At 71.2% G+C, this 15,399-nt stretch carries 14 protein-coding genes and 1 pseudogene; 7 read left to right on the top strand and 8 right to left on the bottom strand.

Translation table 11 applies throughout. From position 1 onward, the window contains the following. Window positions 1–106: 106 nt before the first annotated feature. Window positions 107–2,701, top strand: a complete 2,595-nt coding sequence (locus AC0IY1_RS22715) for a sensor domain-containing phosphodiesterase (RefSeq protein WP_471772601.1) — start codon at window positions 107–109, stop codon at window positions 2,699–2,701. Here AC0IY1_RS22715 and AC0IY1_RS22710 read toward each other — a convergent pair. Further along, window positions 2,692–4,656 carry an alpha/beta hydrolase domain-containing protein gene (locus AC0IY1_RS22710; RefSeq protein ID WP_471772599.1) on the bottom strand — a complete coding sequence of 655 codons (1,965 nt, stop codon included), beginning with the start codon at window positions 4,654–4,656 and terminating at the stop codon, window positions 2,692–2,694. The genes AC0IY1_RS22715 and AC0IY1_RS22710 overlap by 10 nt on opposite strands. A 188-nt stretch (window positions 4,657–4,844) precedes the next feature. On the opposite strand from AC0IY1_RS22710, the gene AC0IY1_RS22705 reads away from it, so the two are divergent. From AC0IY1_RS22705 to AC0IY1_RS22695, 3 genes are all read left to right on the top strand, one after another. Continuing rightward, window positions 4,845–6,218: a nucleobase:cation symporter-2 family protein gene (locus AC0IY1_RS22705; RefSeq protein WP_471772597.1), complete on the top strand. Its 1,374-nt coding sequence runs from the start codon at window positions 4,845–4,847 to the stop codon at window positions 6,216–6,218. Window positions 6,219–6,252: 34 nt separating this feature from the next. Continuing rightward, a complete protein-coding gene (gene pucL, locus AC0IY1_RS22700) occupies window positions 6,253–7,095 on the top strand; it encodes a factor-independent urate hydroxylase (RefSeq protein WP_471772595.1) in 843 nt (280 codons plus the stop codon). Between the two features lie 417 nt (window positions 7,096–7,512). Then, complete coding sequence (locus AC0IY1_RS22695; RefSeq protein WP_055958256.1) at window positions 7,513–7,764, top strand: hypothetical protein; 252 nt, start codon at window positions 7,513–7,515, stop codon at window positions 7,762–7,764. Window positions 7,765–7,947: 183 nt separating this feature from the next. Here AC0IY1_RS22695 and AC0IY1_RS22690 read toward each other — a convergent pair whose 3' ends face one another. The 7 genes and pseudogenes from AC0IY1_RS22690 to puuE all read right to left on the bottom strand — a co-directional run. Beyond that, window positions 7,948–8,427 (bottom strand): flavin reductase, encoded by a 480-nt coding sequence (locus AC0IY1_RS22690; protein ID WP_103711996.1) that lies wholly within the window; start codon window positions 8,425–8,427, stop codon window positions 7,948–7,950. A 155-nt stretch (window positions 8,428–8,582) separates the two neighbouring features. Beyond that, complete coding sequence (rutD, locus tag AC0IY1_RS22685) at window positions 8,583–9,362, bottom strand: pyrimidine utilization protein D (RefSeq protein WP_471772593.1); 780 nt, start codon at window positions 9,360–9,362, stop codon at window positions 8,583–8,585. 6 nt (window positions 9,363–9,368) lie between these two features. Next, window positions 9,369–9,758: a pyrimidine utilization protein C gene (rutC, locus tag AC0IY1_RS22680; protein WP_055958262.1), complete on the bottom strand. Its 390-nt coding sequence runs from the start codon at window positions 9,756–9,758 to the stop codon at window positions 9,369–9,371. A gap of 302 nt (window positions 9,759–10,060) precedes the next feature. Further along, entirely contained in the window at window positions 10,061–10,813 is a 753-nt protein-coding gene (gene rutB / locus AC0IY1_RS22675; RefSeq protein ID WP_471772591.1) for a pyrimidine utilization protein B, read from the bottom strand. After that, the gene (gene rutA / locus AC0IY1_RS22670) at window positions 10,813–11,970 is read right to left on the bottom strand and encodes a pyrimidine utilization protein A (RefSeq protein WP_471772588.1); all 1,158 of its coding nucleotides are present in this window, start codon (window positions 11,968–11,970) and stop codon (window positions 10,813–10,815) included. Before rutA ends, rutB begins: the two co-directional genes overlap by 1 nt. A gap of 255 nt (window positions 11,971–12,225) precedes the next feature. Continuing rightward, entirely contained in the window at window positions 12,226–12,876 is a 651-nt protein-coding gene (rutR, locus tag AC0IY1_RS22665; protein ID WP_471772586.1) for an HTH-type transcriptional regulator RutR, read from the bottom strand. Window positions 12,877–12,894: 18 nt separating this feature from the next. Further along, window positions 12,895–13,785 (bottom strand): annotated as a pseudogene (puuE, locus tag AC0IY1_RS22660) (allantoinase PuuE); the annotation flags it as partial. A gap of 206 nt (window positions 13,786–13,991) precedes the next feature. Between puuE and AC0IY1_RS22655 the strand changes: the two are divergent. From AC0IY1_RS22655 to AC0IY1_RS22645, 3 genes are read left to right on the top strand one after another with little or no spacing between them, the layout of a single operon-like run. After that, a complete protein-coding gene (locus tag AC0IY1_RS22655; RefSeq protein WP_055958277.1) occupies window positions 13,992–14,612 on the top strand; it encodes an urease subunit gamma in 621 nt (206 codons plus the stop codon). Between the two features lie 53 nt (window positions 14,613–14,665). Continuing rightward, the gene (locus AC0IY1_RS22650) at window positions 14,666–14,944 is read left to right on the top strand and encodes an AbrB/MazE/SpoVT family DNA-binding domain-containing protein (protein WP_181017436.1); all 279 of its coding nucleotides are present in this window, start codon (window positions 14,666–14,668) and stop codon (window positions 14,942–14,944) included. Then, complete coding sequence (locus AC0IY1_RS22645) at window positions 14,941–15,342, top strand: PIN domain-containing protein (RefSeq protein ID WP_471772583.1); 402 nt, start codon at window positions 14,941–14,943, stop codon at window positions 15,340–15,342. Before AC0IY1_RS22650 ends, AC0IY1_RS22645 begins: the two co-directional genes overlap by 4 nt. Window positions 15,343–15,399 lie beyond the last annotated feature (57 nt).

Below are 15,399 nucleotides of genomic sequence, written 5' to 3'. Positions count from 1 at the left end.
CGGTTGTTGGATTCAACACCAAGCGTTCGGATGTTTTGGGTCGATTAAAGGTTGCGTGTCAGATTTCGCGGACGAGAGATCCGTGAGTGTGATGAGAATGGCTGGAGTGTCGCCGTCTCGGAGTGAGCCCGTAGCTGTCGAGGTCTTTGGCCAACCTGCGCCGGACCCGCAGCTGGACGCCGTATGCCGGACGGCGGCTGCGCTCTTCGGCGTTCGTTACGCCTTCGTCTCGCAACTGGACGGGGCCTGTCAGTGGTTCCTCGGCCGCGAGGGCCTGATCCTTCCGGGGACGCAGCGGGAGATCGCGTTCTGCGCCCACACGATCCGCGGCGCGGCACATGTGCCCCTGGTCGTGCTCGATACCCGTCGCGACCGACGCTTCGCCGCCAACCCGCTGGTCACGGGAGCGCCGTTCCTGCGCTTCTATGCCGGCGTGTCGATCGCGCTGGGCGACGGCACCCATGCCGGTACCGTCTGCATTGCCGACACCGTTCCGCGCACCGGCTTCAGTGCGGCCGAGGGCCGTCGCCTGTCCGACCTCGCCCTCTTCGTCGAGGCGACCCTGCGCGGGCGCGCCGCCCAGTCGGAGGCACGGCAGGCGCACCATCGGGCCGAGGCATCGGACACCCTCCTCCGCACGACCCTGGAAAGCATGGATCAGGGTCTGCTGATGACCGATGCCGCGGACCGGATCCGGGTCTACAACCGCCGCGTGGCGACCCTGATGGGTGTGCCGGAGGCCCTCCTCTACGACGGCGCGCCCTTCGCGACGGTCCGGGCCCACCAGGCGGCGTCCGGCGAGTTCGCCCACCTGCCCGACCCCCTGCGGGCCTGGCTGGAGCACGGCGCACCGGAGGCCCGCATCTACGATTACGAGCGCGTCCGCCCCGATGGGACCGTGCTCCAGGTCCGCACCCTGCCCCTGCCCCGGGGCGGCCTCGTGCGGACTTTCACCGACGTGACGGCACGCCGGACCGCGGAGAGCGCCCTGCGCGCGAGCGAGGGCCGCTATCGTCTCCTCGCCGAGAATTCCAACGACGTCATCGTCCTCGGCGATATCGCCATGCGCTGCCTCTACGTCTCGCCCGCCGTGCGGACGGTCCTCGGCTACGAGCCGGAGGACCTCGTCGGAACCACCGCGGCCGCGTTCTGCCACCCCGATGACGCCGCGGCCCTGACGGAGCACTGGTCGCAGCTGACGGCCGGCCGGGAGGGCCGGTTCGTCGCCTGCCTGCGGCATCGTCACAAGGCGGGTCACTACGTCTGGATCGAGGCCTCCGTCCGCGTCCTGCCGGATGCGCAGGCGGAGGACGGGATCACCTTCGTGGCGACCCTGCGCGACGTCAGCGCCCGGCGTGAGGCCGAAGAGCGGGTCCGGCACATGGCGCTGCACGACGCCTTGACCGGCCTGCCGAACCGGACGCTGTTCCGCGACCGCCTGGACCAGGCGATCGCCCATGCGCGCCGGGTCCGGACCGGCTTCGCGGTGCTGGCCTGCGACCTCGATCGCTTCAAGGCCGTCAACGACAGTCTCGGCCATCCGGCCGGCGATGCATTGCTGCGCATCGTCGCCGCGCGGATGCGAGCGGTTCTGCGGCCCTACGACACCATCGCCCGTCTCGGCGGCGACGAATTCGCCGTCGTGCTCACCTATCTCGACGAAGCGCGGGAGGCGTCCTGCCTCGCGGAGCAGCTGATCGCGGCGGTGAGCGAGCCGATCGATCTCGACGGGCAGAGCGTCGAGGTCGGCGTCAGCATCGGCCTGACGGTCGCGGCGGATCTGGACTGTGACCCGGACGAGCTGTTCCAGCGCGCCGACATCGCCCTCTACGAGGCCAAGGCGGCGGGGCGGAACACCCATCGGGAATTCGAGCCCGATGCGGGGGCGCGGATCGCCACGCGGGGTCTCCTCGCCCTCGACATGAAGGAAGCGATCCGCCGCGATGCCTTCCGTCTCGCCTACCAGCCCGTGGTCGATGCCGCGACGGGGACGGTGGTGGGCTTCGAGGCCCTGATGCGCTGGCGCCATCCCGTTCAGGGCGAGATCGCGCCCGGCGCCTTCATTCCCCTCGCGGAGGAGACGGGCCTGATCGTGCCCATGGGCTCCTGGGCCCTGCAGGAGGCTTGCCGGGAGGCGGCGGCCTGGCCCGCGCCGATCCGCGTCGCGGTAAACGTCTCGGCGGTGCAGTTTCGGCGCCCGGGCCTCGAGGCCGCGGTGCTGTCGGCCCTGGCCGCGAGTGGCCTCCCGGCGAACCGCCTCAAGCTGGAGGTGACCGAGAGCGTCCTGATGCAGGATGCCGAGGCGGTCCTGGCCTGCCTGCACCGCTTGCGGGGCTGCGGCGTCAAGATCGCCCTCGACGATTTCGGCACCGGCTACTCCTCCCTGAGCTACCTGCGCCGCTTCCCCTTCGACCAGATCAAGATCGACCGCTCCTTCATCCGCGACATCGCCGATCCGGATGCCGCCGCGATCGTGCGGGCGGTGGTCGGCATCGGCGAGCGCCTCGGCATGGGCATCGTCGCCGAGGGCGTCGAGACGCCGGAGCAGCTCGACCTCGTGCGCCGGGAAGGCTGCACGCAGGTCCAGGGCTTCCTGTTCAGCCGGCCGCTGCCGCCGGGGGAGGCGGCCGCCTACATCGCGGCCCGCGCCGACCGGGCCGGACCGTCATCGGGGCAGCGCGTGGCCGCCGCTCAGGGCTGAGCCTCCGCCGCACGGGCTGCCGCGACGAGGCGTTCCGCGTCCTCCTTCAGGAGCAGCCGCTCCGCCACCAGGCCGTCCGCCGCGCGGGCGACCGCCGCGGTCCGGTCGCCCCGGGTCGGATAGCGCTCGGCCAGGGAGCGGCGCGGGTCCCCCTTCGCCTCGCGCTCCGCCCGGGTCTCGGCCAGGGGTAGCCGACTGCCCTCCCGGTCGCAGAGCTCGCCGGCCGGGAAGGGCTCCGCGTAGAGGTTCCAGCCGGTCTGGGTCGCGAGCGGAGCGGCGACGTCGGGCAGGCGGATGCCGGCGATCTCGTGGCCGTCGGCATCGACCTTCGGCACCAGGGGGCGGTATTGCGGACCGCTCTCCGGACGGGGATCGAGGGCGCTGGCGAAGCGGGCGATCGCGTTCGGGGCATCCGGCAGGCGCAGGCCCGGGATGTAGGGAAACCCGGTCTCCGCGGCCGGCACCAGCGTCCCGTCCGCGAGATTCGGCACGCGGCTCGGCGGCGGCGCGACGCCGCGGGCGACCCAGTCCTCCAGGGCGACCAGAAGGGCGCGCAGGGCCGGGGCGGGGCTCAGGGTGTTGCGCGGATGGAGGCACGGCCCGCGGGCCGCGCTCAGGCCGGCGCGCCCATAGTGGAATCCGCTGGAGACGAGATAGGCCCGGGCGGTGTCCGGCAGGGCGACGTCGGTTCGGCCCAGGGGATCGGTGGTGAGGAGCGAGGCGCCCTTCTGCCAGTACTCGGTGCTGGTGTTGACCTCCATCAGCAGCGGGTCGAACCCGTCCCCGCGCAGCAGCGAGCCGGTCCGGCCCGTGACGGGATCGTGCTGGGCCGCGGCCGTAAACGGGAAGGCGTTCTCAGGATAGAGATGGTCCTCGTGCTGGGTGTTGGTGCGCGAGGGCTGGCCGAAGCGGGCATTGAGGTACACCCCGCCGATTCCGGAGATGTGCAGCAGCATCCCGTCGAAGACGCGCCGGCCATCCTCGTCCTGGTTGAAGCCCTGGTGGATGTAGTCCCGCAGGAAGCGGCCGCTCTGGGAGATGCCGAGGGCGACCGCGTGGCGGATCGCGCCGCCGGCCGGGTTCTCGGACGAGGCCGGTCCGCGGAGATGGGCGACGACGTCCCGGGTGGCCGCGAAGCCGATGCCGAGCACCTTCGGGTTCGCCGCCGGGTAGGTCAGGGTGTAGAGCGTCCCGGGTTCCGGCTTGACGGTGGCGGGCAGGAGGCGGAGTTCGCCGGACCCGGCGAAGGTCCAGGCGTCGTCCGGGACGCGGCGCGGCGTGTCCGCCTCCCGGCGGCGCACGGTGAGGCGGGCGCCGGCCTTGTCGGCGTTCGCCGCCTTGAAGGTGAGGAAGAACGGCGCCTCCGGCGGCCCCCGGGTGGCGCTGACGAGCTCGTCGCGCACGGTCTCGACGATGGGCGCCCCGCCCTGCGTCGCCACCGGCACGTCGATCGCCATGCCGCCCTGCTGGCGCAGGGCCTCCGCCTCCCATCCGGACCAGACCACGGTGTCGCCCCGGCGCAGGACCAGGGCGGTACCCGCATCCTGGGCGGTGCGCGGATCGTTCACCGCCTGGGCCGCCTGCGGGGGCGCGTCGAGGACCCAGTTGAACAGGAACTTCCGGCCGCGGTTGAGCACCTCGTAGAGCAGCGTGCCGCTGGCGCGGGCCGGATCCTTCGGCCGGAGCATGAAGATGTCGGTGCTGTATTCCACGAGGCCGCGCGCGTTTCGGGGCGCCCGTATGAGGTCGACAATCCCGGCGTTGCGCGGGTCGGCCGGGTCGAGCTCCCCGCGCGCGACGCCGATCACCCGCTCATAGGCGCCGGCCTCGCCGAAGCTCTGGCCGTCGGCGAAGGGCTCGACGGTCCGGATCTCGATGGCGGTGACCCGGGCCAGGGCCGGCTGGGCGAGGCCCGCGCAGAAGAGCGCGCCCACGAGAGCGGTGGTCCTGACCATGTGCCTGTTCCTCACCCGACCAGCGTCAAGCCGCGCTGTTGGGCCGGATCTTACACCGGACCGGCGCGCGGTCGAGGGCGCGCTGCCGGGCAACGATCGGCCGGACAACCATGGACCGGGATGGCACGTGGTTTGCGGACCCCGGGACCGGCAAGCCCCCCGGGGCTCGCGGGACGGGGGACCGACGCGTGGATCACGGCTCTGCTCAGACCAGCCCGGCCCAGACCGCCCCGCCCACCCGGGTTCCCCCGGTGGCCCTCGGTTTGCTCGCCCTGCAGCACGTGCTGGTGATGTATGCCGGGGCCGTAGCGGTGCCGCTCATCGTCGGGCGCGCCCTCGGGCTGCCGCCCGAGCAGGTGGCGCTGCTGGTGAGCGCCGACCTGTTCGCCTGCGGCCTCGCCACCCTGATCCAGAGCTGGGGCCTGCCCGGCATCGGCATCCGCATGCCGGTGATGATGGGCGTGACCTTCGCGGCGGTGACGCCGATGATCGCCCTGGGCACCAACCCGGCCCTCGGGCTCCCGGGCATCTACGGCGCCGTGCTCGTCGCGGGCCTGTTCGCCCTCCTCGCCGCGCCCCTGGTGGGGCGCCTGCTGCCCTTGTTCCCGCCGGTGGTGACGGGCACCGTCATCCTGGTGATCGGCATCTCGCTGATGCGCGTCGGCGTGAACTGGGCCGCGGGCGGGCTCGAAAACCCACGCTACGGCGCCCTGCTCTATCTCGGCCTCGCGCTGTTCGTCCTCCTCGTCATCCTGGGCCTGACCCGGTACGCCCGCGGCTTCGTCGCCTCGGCCTCGGTGCTGATCGGCATCGTGGTCGGCATGGCGGCGGCGGGGGCCTTCGGCCTCGTCGACCTGTCGCGGGCGGCGGCGGCGCCGTGGTTCGACGTGGTGCGGCCCTTCGCCTTCGGGGCGCCGCGCTTCGACCTGGTGGCCAGCCTCACCCTCTGCCTCGTCATGGTGGTGGTGATGATCGAATCCACGGGCATGTTCCTCGCGCTCGCCGAGATCACGGGCGAGACCGTGGACGAGGCGCGCCTGATCCGGGGCCTGCGCGCCGACGGCCTCGGCACCGTGCTCGGCGGCGTGTTCAACACCTTCCCGTACACCGCGTTCTCGCAGAACATCGGCCTCGTCGGCGTCACCGGCGTGCGCTCGCGCTGGGTCGCAGTGATCGGCGGCGTCGTGATGCTGGTCCTCGGCCTGATCCCGAAGCTCGCCGCCCTGGTGGAGGCCGTGCCGCCCTGCGTCCTCGGCGGCGCCGGGCTCGTCATGTTCGGCATGGTGGCGGCCACCGGCACGCGCATTCTCGGCACCGTGGATTTCGCCGCCAACCGCAACAACCTATTCATCGTCGCGGTGTCGGTGGGCTTCGGCCTGATCCCCCTGGTGGCGCCCGCCTTCTTCAAGCAGATGCCCGACGTGCTGCATCCGCTGCTGGAATCCGGCATCCTCCTCGCCGCCCTGTCGGCCGTGAGCCTGAACCTGTTCTTCAACGGGCTCGGCGGCCGGGCGGGCGCCCGGGCCGCGGCGGCCCGCCTCGCCCACGCCGCCGAGGCGTGAGAGCCTCGCGTCCCATCACCGGAGGAGACCCATCATGGCGCTGACGCAGGCACGCTACGGCAAGGGCCGCGTGCGGGTGCTCCGGCTCGCCCGGGCGAGCGCCCGCCACGCGGTGCGCGAACTCACCCTCACGGTGCTGCTGGAGGGGGCGTTCGGCGCGTCCTGGACGGCGGCCGACAACCGGCAGGTCATCGCCACCGACAGCATCAAGAACATCGTCAACGTCACGGCCGCCCAATACGTCGAGGCCGAGACCGAAGCCTTCGTCGGCCACGTCGCCGCCCTGTTCCTGGAGCGCTACCCCCAGGTCGCGGCCGTCACCATCGAGGCCCTGGAGACGCGCTGGCTGCGCCGGATGGTGAACGGCGCGCCGCATCCCCACACCTTCACCCTCGACGGCAACGGCCAGCCCTTCGTCCGGCTGGTGGCCGACCGGGACGGGTCGGTGCTGCAATCGGGCCTGCGCGGCTACACCCTGATGAAGACCACCGAATCCGGCTGGGCCGACTTCGTCGACGACGCGTTCCGCACCCTGCCGGACACCGACGACCGCATCTGCGCCACCAGCATGGATGCGACCTGGACCTGGACGGCGCCGCCGGACGATCCCACGGCGGCCAACGCCGGCATCCTCGACACGATGATCACGGTCTTCGCCACCACCTACAGCGCCGGCGTCCAGGACAGCATGTACCGGATGGGCGAGGCGGTGCTGGCCGCCCGGCCGGACATCGCCGAGATCCACTTTGCGATGCCCAACAAGCACTACATCCCGATGAACCTCGCGCCGTTCGGCATCGCCCATGGCGGGCAGGTCTTCCTGCCCACCGACGAGCCGCACGGCCAGATCGAAGCCAGCATCGGCCGCATCGGCTGACGGGGGGGCACCCTCCCCCGAAGCCCGGAGGGCCGGATCGGCGGGCGGTCTCGCACCAGGGGCTCCTTCACCCCGCCACGGGTCGAGCCCAGATCCGGAGGGGCGCCCCGGCGGCGCACGATCCGGGCGCGATCCCACGTGCCGTGCCGCACCTGCGAATCGAGACGCGTGCCAAAACCTGCCGACGGCCGTCGCAATCTTCGGTCTTCCGACAAGCTATTGATTTTGCAAGAAAAATCGTGATACGTCAGATTTACCGACGGGGCGATGTCTTGAGACATGACGGCGTTACCCACCTTCACTGCACAGAGAACAAGCAAGTCTTGGTGTCTCACGCGGCAGACATGCACAAATTCTAGGAACTCGGCGGGGGTGCTTCGCGTCTCCCCGGCACTCGTACGTTCCAGGATGTCCGCCATGACGCATCGCCATCTCACCGCCGCCCTTGCCGTGGCTCTCGGCCTGTCCGCCTCGGGCGCCCTCGCGCAGAGCTACAACGCCCCCGCGGGCATCCCCGCCGCCGTGGCGCCGGGCGGCCTCGCCGGCCAGGCGGCCGCGCGCAACCTCGATGAGCTGCGCGACAGCCGCGCCCGGGCCGTCGTGCCGCGGGGCTACGGGGACGAGATCGCCACCGGTTCGGTCCGGGCCCGTCGCAACGATCGCTGGTAAATCCCGCCCGCTTCCGGGCGCCGCGCGCAGCGAAGGCCGGCCTTCTCGAAGGGGAGCGCCGGCCTTCGTCGTTTCATGCTGGGCCTCGGTTCATGCTGGGCCTCGGTTCATGCCGGGCCTCGGTTCATGCCGAGCCCGGTTTCACGCCGGGCCCGGCCAGGAACGCGGCGGTTGAAGACGGCGTCAGGCCGCGGCCTCGCGCGGGGGCGCCGCGCCGAGCGGCACCGTGTGATAGCCCCGGTCGGCGTAGACGAGCCCGTGCCCGTCGCCCGGCTCGGCGAGCGCCACGACCTCGCAATAGAGCACGTCATGGGTGCCCACCGGGTGACGGGCGACGATGCGGCAATCGAAGGCCGTCAACGCCCCGAGGAGGGCGGGCGCTCCGGTGACCAGGGTGGTCCAGGTGCCGGCCTCGAAGCGTACCGCCATCGGCGTACGCCCCCCGAAGGCCGCAGCGACCCCGGATTGGTCGTGCGCCAGGGTGTTGACGCAGAGGCCCGCATTGGCGCTGACCGCCGCGTAGGCGGAGGACGACCGGTTGATGCAGACCAGCAGGGTCGGCGGCCCGTCGCTCACGCTGCACACCGCCGAGGCGGTGAAGCCGGCCCGGCCGCCCGCGCCATCGGTGGTGACGAGATGGACGGCGCTGGCCACGCGCGCCATGGCGCCGCGGAAGGCGTCGGCTGCCACAGGGAGGGCATGGGCCACCACGGGCAGGGCGTCGGCCTCGACGGAAAAGCCGTCAGCCTCGACGGAAAAGGCGTCGGCCTCGCCGGAAGAAAGCGCCGCTTGGCTCGGCCGCGTCTGGCTCACGGGGATCACTCCTGTCGGTCGAGGAACGCCACGAGCGTCCGGTTGAAGGCGTCGGCGCGGGTGACGCTGTGCGCGTGGCCGCCGCTGGGGACCCGGTCGAGGTGCGCGTTCGGGAGCCCGCGCGCAAGGTCTTCCGAGCACAGATAGGGCACCAGGACGTCGTCGTCCGCCGCCATCACCAGGGTCTCGTGCGGGATGTCCGGGAGATCCACCGTCAGGTCGAAGGCCTCGAGGGCGGCGATCCGGGCGAGGACGGTCTCGCGGCCGGGGAACTGCGCCAGGGCATGCGCCTCGTCCTCGGCCACCCTGGCGGCATTCTGCGAGAGCCACGGGGCCGGGTAGAGGAAGATCGCCTGCGCCCGAACATAGGCCTCGGGGCTCTCGGCCAGCAGCAGCTTCCGGGCGGCAAAGCAGCGCTTCGTGGCGGAATCCGCCCTCGCCCAGCCGTTGACCACGGCGAGGCGGCCGACGCGCTCCGGGGAGGTCCGGGCGAGTTCGAGGCCGATCAGGCCCCCGAGGGCGTGCCCGACGAGGTCGCAATGTTCGACCCCGCAGGCCTCCATCACCGCCAGGGCGTCCCGGGCCATGGCGGTGATGTCGTGGCCAGGCTCCAGGTTTCCACCCGAGCGGCCGGTGCCGCGGTGGTCGTAGGTGATGACGCGGAACCGCGCGGTCAGCGCCGCCATCTGCGGCGCGAAGTAGGCGGCCGAGCCGCCGAGGCCCGGCGAGAGCAGGACGGTGCGGTCGCCGCTGCCGTGGACGGCATGGTGGAGCGATCCGGCCATGCCGCCTCAGGCCCCGCCCACATGCGCCACCGAGGCGATCTCCACCAGGGCGTCGGGCTTCACCAGGCCGCACTGGATGCAGTAGCGCGCCGGCTTCTCGCCGGGGAAGTACTCGGCATAGACCGCGTTGATGGCGGCGTAGTCGGCCCAGTCCTTGAGGAAGACGTGATTGAAGGTGACGTCGTCCATGCTGCCTCCGGCGGCGGTGACCACGCCCTTGATCGTCTCCAGCACGTGCCGGGTCTGGGCGGCGGCGTCGCCCACGTGCACGACGTTGGCCTCCGCATCGAGGGGCAGCGTGCCCGAGACGTAGAGCACGCCGTCCGCCAGGGTGCCGGGGACGTAGGGCGCCAGCGGCTTGCCGGTGCCGGGCGGGATGATCGCGGTTTTGGGCATCGTCGGGGCTCCTGGGCTACGTCAGCGTGGGATCGTTTCAGATGTCCTAGTGGAACCGGGACGCACGATGGGATGGGGGATGAGGAATGGGGGCCCGTGTTCCGCGAGGTCCTGCAGGTTCGTCGGGCGTCCTGGCGCGCCCTGCCAGGTGTCCTGCCAGATGCCCTGCCAGGTCTCGCTGGGGCGCGGGTTCTTCCCTCCCCCTTCGCCGGGCCGTCCCTCGCGCCACAACGAGAGGGACCCGTGTGCGCGGCCTTCCCGCCCGTGCGCCGACACGCCCGCTCCGGGAGGAGCGGGCCGCCCTATTCGGCCGCCGCCGTTCGTCGAAGGTCCGGCCCGAGGGCCGCCTCGAAGGCTGCGACGTCCGAGACCCAGCCGAAGAAGGTCTCGATGTTGGTGAGTGCCCCCGCCTGCAGGGCCGGCGGGCCGGCCTGATGGGTGGCGTCGGCCAGCACGATGCCGAAATATTCGAGGAAGAAGCCGTCGCGCAGGGTGGATTCCACGCAGACGTTGGTGGCGATGCCGGTGAAGACCAGGGTGCGGATCCCGGCCGCGCGCAGCAGGCTGTCGAGCTGGGTGTTGTAGAAGCCGCTGTAGCGCGGCTTGCCCAGCACGATGTCGCCGGGCTCGGGCCTGAGGGCATCCACCAGGGCGTAGTCCCAGGTGCCCCGGGCGAGCAGGCGTTCGTTCATCCCGGGCCGGGCCCGCATGGTCTTGAGGGCGTTCGACTTGTGCCAGTTCGGCGAACCCGGGCCTCCGGCCTCGACGTAGTCCGGGTCCCAGCCGTTCTGGAACCAGACGATCCGGATCCCGGCCGCCCGCGCCGCCCGCACCGCCCGGGCGATCTGCGCCACCACCGGCCCGGTGCCGGAGACGTCGAAGCCGGCGAGATCGAGGTAGCCCCCCGGCGTCGTGTAGGCGTTCTGCATGTCGACGACGATGAGCGCGGTGGCGGATCCGTCGAAGGCGATGGGTTCCGGCCGGGCCGCGAGGGTGATGCCGCCCTGGCGGCCCTGCGGATCGGTATAGCCGGCTGGCTTGGTGATGCCGTCCATCACGCCACCTGCGCCATCGGCTCGGCCGACGCGTCAGCCCCGGCTTGGATGTGCGCGCGGCTCGTCATCAGGGGCTGGATGCGGGTGCCGTAGGCGTCGAGGCCCGCGAGGAAGTCGTCGAACACCAGGAGCACGCCCTCGGTGCCCGGGACCGTGGCGACCTCGTCGAGCATCCGCGCCACCTCGGCATAGGAGCCCACCAGCGTGCCCATGTTGATGTTCACGGCCGAGGTCGGGTCGATCATCTGGCGCACGTTGGTGTCGGACCCCGACTTGGTGTCGGCGGCGCCCTGGATCCCGAGCCAGGCGATCGCCTCCTGGTCGGCGCCGGCCTTGTAGTGCTCCCAGGTGGCCCGGGCCGCCTCGTCGGTCTCGTCGGCGATGACCATGAACAACACGTAGGAGGAGACGGCGCGCCCCGTCGCCGCCTTTCCCGTCGCCGCCGCTCCCGCCGCGGCCGTTCCCATCGCAACCTTGGCGGCTTCCAGCCGCTCCACCGTGGGGGCGAAGGCGGTCGGCGTGTTCACCCCCTTGCCGAAGCAGAAGTTGTAGTCGGCGTAGCGGGCCGTGAACTCCATGCCGGCATTGGACTGGCCGGCGCAGATGATCTTCATCTCGGCCTGCGGGCGCGGGCTGAGGCGGCAATCGTCCATCTGGAAGAATTCGCCCTTGCGATCACAGACCCCGGTCTCCCACAGGTCGCGCAGCACCTGCGCGTATTCCGAGAGGTACTCGTAGCGGCGCGAAAAATACTCGTCCCCGGGCCACAGGCCCATCTGGGCGTATTCCGGCCGCTGCCAGCCGGTGACGAGGTTGAGGCCGAAGCGCCCGTTCGAGATCGAATCGATGGTCGCGGCCATCCGCGCCGTGATGGCGGGGGGCATGCACAGCGTGGCGGCCGTGGCGAACAGCTTGATCCGGCTGGTCACGGCCGCCAGCCCCGCCATCAGGGTGAAGGATTCGAGGTTGTGGTCCCAGAACTCGGTCTTGCCGCCGAAGCCCCGCAGCTTGATCATCGACAGCGCGAAGTCGAGCCCGTAGCCCTCGGCCTTCAGAACCACCTGCTTGTTCAGTTCGAAGCTCGGCTTGTACTGCGGCGCATTCTCCGACAGCAGCCAGCCGTTGTTTCCGATCGGGATGAAGACGCCGACATTCATGGCAACCTCGTTCGCGCGGGCAGAACCCGCTGTCAGGCGGGACTCCGACGAAGACATGACCCGGACAAAACCAGTCCAGGGCGCTTCGGGACGGCGGCGGAGACTGTCGATCGTCTCCGGTCTCCACGATCCAACCCCATTCGGACCGGATGGTCAAACTCCCGCGAGGGGGTTTTCGGGCGCTTGCCTAAACTCTCTCCGTTCTGCCGGCCGTTTGGGCGCCTCCTGCCCAGGGCGGCAGCGGATCGCGCCGGGTCAGCGCAGGCCGAGGCCGGCCAGGATCAGGGCCTGGGTGCTGGCGACCGTGCGCTCGAAGAAGTCCGGGTCGTCGAGGCCCCGCCCCGTGACGGCCTCCACCTGCACGGCGAAGTCGGCATAGTGCTGGGTGATCGCCCAGATCGAGAAGATCAGGTGATGCGGATCGTGCGGGCCGATCCGCCCGGCCGCGCTCCAGCCCCGGATGATCGCGGCCTTGGCCTCGACGAGGTCGCGCAGGGAGCCCTCGAGCTCCGGGCGCAGCAGGGGGGCGCCCTGGACGATCTCCAGGCAAAACAGCCGCGAGGCCTGGGGCGCGTCCCGCGACAGGGTGAGCTTGGCGCGGATGTAGCCCCGGAACGCCGCGGCCGGTTCGCTGTCGGCGTCGAAGGCCTGGAGCGGATCGAGCCAGACCGTCAGCACCCGGCGCAGCACCGCGACGTAGAGCGCCTCCTTCGAGGGGAAGTAGTAGAGCAGGTTGGTCTTCGAGAGCCCGGCCCGCTCGGCGATGCCCTCCACGCTGGCCCCGTGCAGCCCGAGGCCCGAGAACAGCGCGAGCCCCGCATCGAGGATGGCCACGCGCCGCGCCTCCCCGTCCTTGCGGCGGCGGCGGGCGGGCGGAGGGGCGGCGTCCGTGCGGATCTCGCGCATGGCGATGCCTCAGGCCGGCGGGTGGTGCCGGATCCAGTGCTCGGCGATGTCGATGCGGCGGGCGACCCAGACCTGGTCGTGGGCGGCGATGTGGTCGAGGAAGCGGACCAGCGCGCCGATTCGCCCCGGCCGGCCGACGAGGCGGCAATGCAGGCCGACCGACATCATCTTGGGCGCCTCCGCACCCTCGGCATAGAGGGCATCGAAGGTGTCGCGCAGGTAGGTGAAGAGGTGGTCGCCGGTGTTGAAGCCCTGGATGGCGGCGCATTTCATGTCGTTGGCATCCAGGGTGTAGGGCACCACGAGGCCCCGGCCGCTGGGCTCGTCGATCCAGTACGGCAGGTCGTCGGCGTAGGAATCGGCGAGGTACGTCATCCCGGCCGCGATCCCGAGGTCGAGGGTGTGGGGCGAGGAGCGCCCCGTGTACCAGCCGCGCGGGCGCGCCCCCGTGATCTCGGTGTGGATGCGGATCGCCTCGTCCATGTGCGCCTTCTCCTCGGCGCGGGTGAAGTCGCGGTAGTCGATCCACTTGAGGCCGTGGCAGGCGATCTCCCAGTCCGCTTCCTTCATGGCCGCGGCGACGTCCGGGTGGCGGGCGAGCGCGGTGGCGACCGCGAAGGCGGTCACGGGGATCTTTCGCGATTGGAACAGCCGCCAGAGCCGCCAGAACCCGGCCCGCGACCCGTACTCGAACAGGGATTCGAGACTCATGTGGCGCTGGCCCGGCCAGGGCTGCGCCCCGACGATCTCGGACAGGAAGGCCTCGGAGGCCGCATCCCCGTGCAGGATGCAGTTCTCGCCGCCCTCCTCGTAGTTCAGCACGATCTGCACCGCGATGCGCGCGCCGTCCGGCCAGCGCGGATGCGGCGGATTGCGGCCGTAGCCGACGAGGTCGCGGGGATAGGTCAACGGCCGGCCCTTGGAGCGGGGTGAGGTCGACTCCGCTGTTCGGCCGGGGCCCGCATCCTGTCAACCGGAGGGCGGCCCGCGTCGCGCTTGCGCTCGCTCTCCAGGGATGCATCCATGCGCGCCGCGTTCCCGGCGCGCGGCCCCGCCGCGCACGGTCCTTGCCTTCCCGGGTCCGACATGTCCGCGCCCAACCTCCGAGGTCCCCCGTGCTCCTGACCCCACGCGAAAAGGACAAGCTCCTCCTCGCCATGGCCGCACAGGTGGCCCGCAACCGGCTCAGCCGCGGGGTGAAGCTGAACTATCCCGAGGCGGTGGCGCTGATCAGCGACTTCGTGGTCGAGGGCGCCCGGGACGGGCGCTCGGTCTCGGAGCTGATGCAGGCCGGCGGGCACGTGCTCACCGCCGAGCAGTGCATGGACGGCATCCCCGAGATGATCCACGACATCCAGGTCGAGGCGACCTTCCCGGACGGCACCAAGCTCGTGACCGTACACCACCCGATCCGGGGCGCGGCCTCGGCCGAGGTGCCCGGCACCGTGACCACCCTGCCGGGCGAGATCGTCTTCAACGAGGGCGCCCCCCGCACCCTCCTGTCGGTGTCCAACGTCGGCGACCGGCCGATCCAGGTCGGCTCGCACTACCACTTCTACGAGGTCAATCCCGGCCTGACCTTCGAGCGCGAGAAGGCCCGCGGCCAGCGCCTCGACATCGCCCCCGGCACGGCGGTGCGCTTCGAGCCGGGCGTGACCCGCGAAGTCGTGCTGGTGCCGCTGGGCGGAGGCCGCACCGTCTACGGGTTCCGCGGCGACGTGATGGGAGCGCTCTGATCGACACGGCCATGGTAGACATCAGGCGGATCATCGAAGTTGAGGAGTCGCGCGTGCAACGGTTCGCGGTGACGGTGACAGCGAAGGGGCAGGTCACGCTGCCAGCCGAATTCCGGCGTGCGATCAACGCCGTGGCCGGCGACCGCCTATCGCTCGTCGTCGGCGACGACGGCAGCGCCGTCTTGAGGAAGGACACCGACGACCTGTGTTCGATGCAGGCGATCGCCCGCCGGGCCCGGGACGCGGCCGGCCGGGCCGAAGCTGGGACCGGAGCGGACCCGGTCGGCGACTACCTCGTCGCCGAGGACGAGCGCACGAAGTCGGGCCGATGATTGGAATCGATACCAACATCCTGCTGCGTCACACCCTCGCCGACGATGCTGCGCAGTCGCCGCTGGCGAGCGCGTTCCTGGTCGACCCGGCGCGACTTGCAGGGCCGGCCCTCATCAATCCCGTCGTGCTGGTGGAGTTTGTCTGGACTCTGGCGCGGCGCGAGCGCTTCGGCAAGGCAGACATCCTCGCTCTGCTCGATGTTCTCGTCAGTTCACCCCGGATCGCTTTCACCGACGAGCGTGCGGTCATTGCCGCCATCGAGAACTGGCGCGCCGGCAGCGCCGATTTCCCGGATTATCTCATCGGTCACCTCAACCGGCAGGCGGGTGCCTCCACCACGATGACCTACGATCAAGTTGCCGCGCGCGAGGCAGTCTTCTCACACCTTTCGGCCTGATCAGAGGCGCAAGGATACCCGATGTCCAACATGCCCCCCCGCGCCGCCCTCCCCCGC

The sequence above is a fragment of the Methylobacterium sp. AC690 genome (genome assembly GCF_979256535.1).
The sequence above is the reverse complement of the archived record's forward strand: the minus strand, read 5'-3'. Positions and strand labels throughout refer to the sequence as shown.

Bases quoted from the DNA above. Each gene is read 5' to 3' on its own strand.
- AC0IY1_RS22710 (WP_471772599.1), bottom strand. From the start codon at position 4,656: ATGGTCAGGACCACCGCTCTCGTGGGCGCGCTCTTCTGCGCGGGCCTC.
- pucL (WP_471772595.1), top strand. From the start codon at position 6,253: ATGGCGCTGACGCAGGCACGCTACGGCAAGGGCCGCGTGCGGGTGCTC.
- AC0IY1_RS22695 (WP_055958256.1), top strand. From the start codon at position 7,513: ATGACGCATCGCCATCTCACCGCCGCCCTTGCCGTGGCTCTCGGCCTG.
- AC0IY1_RS22690 (WP_103711996.1), bottom strand. From the start codon at position 8,427: ATGGCGCGCGTGGCCAGCGCCGTCCATCTCGTCACCACCGATGGCGCG.
- rutD (WP_471772593.1), bottom strand. From the start codon at position 9,362: ATGGCCGGATCGCTCCACCATGCCGTCCACGGCAGCGGCGACCGCACC.
- rutC (WP_055958262.1), bottom strand. From the start codon at position 9,758: ATGCCCAAAACCGCGATCATCCCGCCCGGCACCGGCAAGCCGCTGGCG.
- rutB (WP_471772591.1), bottom strand. From the start codon at position 10,813: ATGGACGGCATCACCAAGCCAGCCGGCTATACCGATCCGCAGGGCCGC.
- rutA (WP_471772588.1), bottom strand. From the start codon at position 11,970: ATGAATGTCGGCGTCTTCATCCCGATCGGAAACAACGGCTGGCTGCTG.
- rutR (WP_471772586.1), bottom strand. From the start codon at position 12,876: ATGCGCGAGATCCGCACGGACGCCGCCCCTCCGCCCGCCCGCCGCCGC.
- AC0IY1_RS22645 (WP_471772583.1), top strand. From the start codon at position 14,941: ATGATTGGAATCGATACCAACATCCTGCTGCGTCACACCCTCGCCGAC.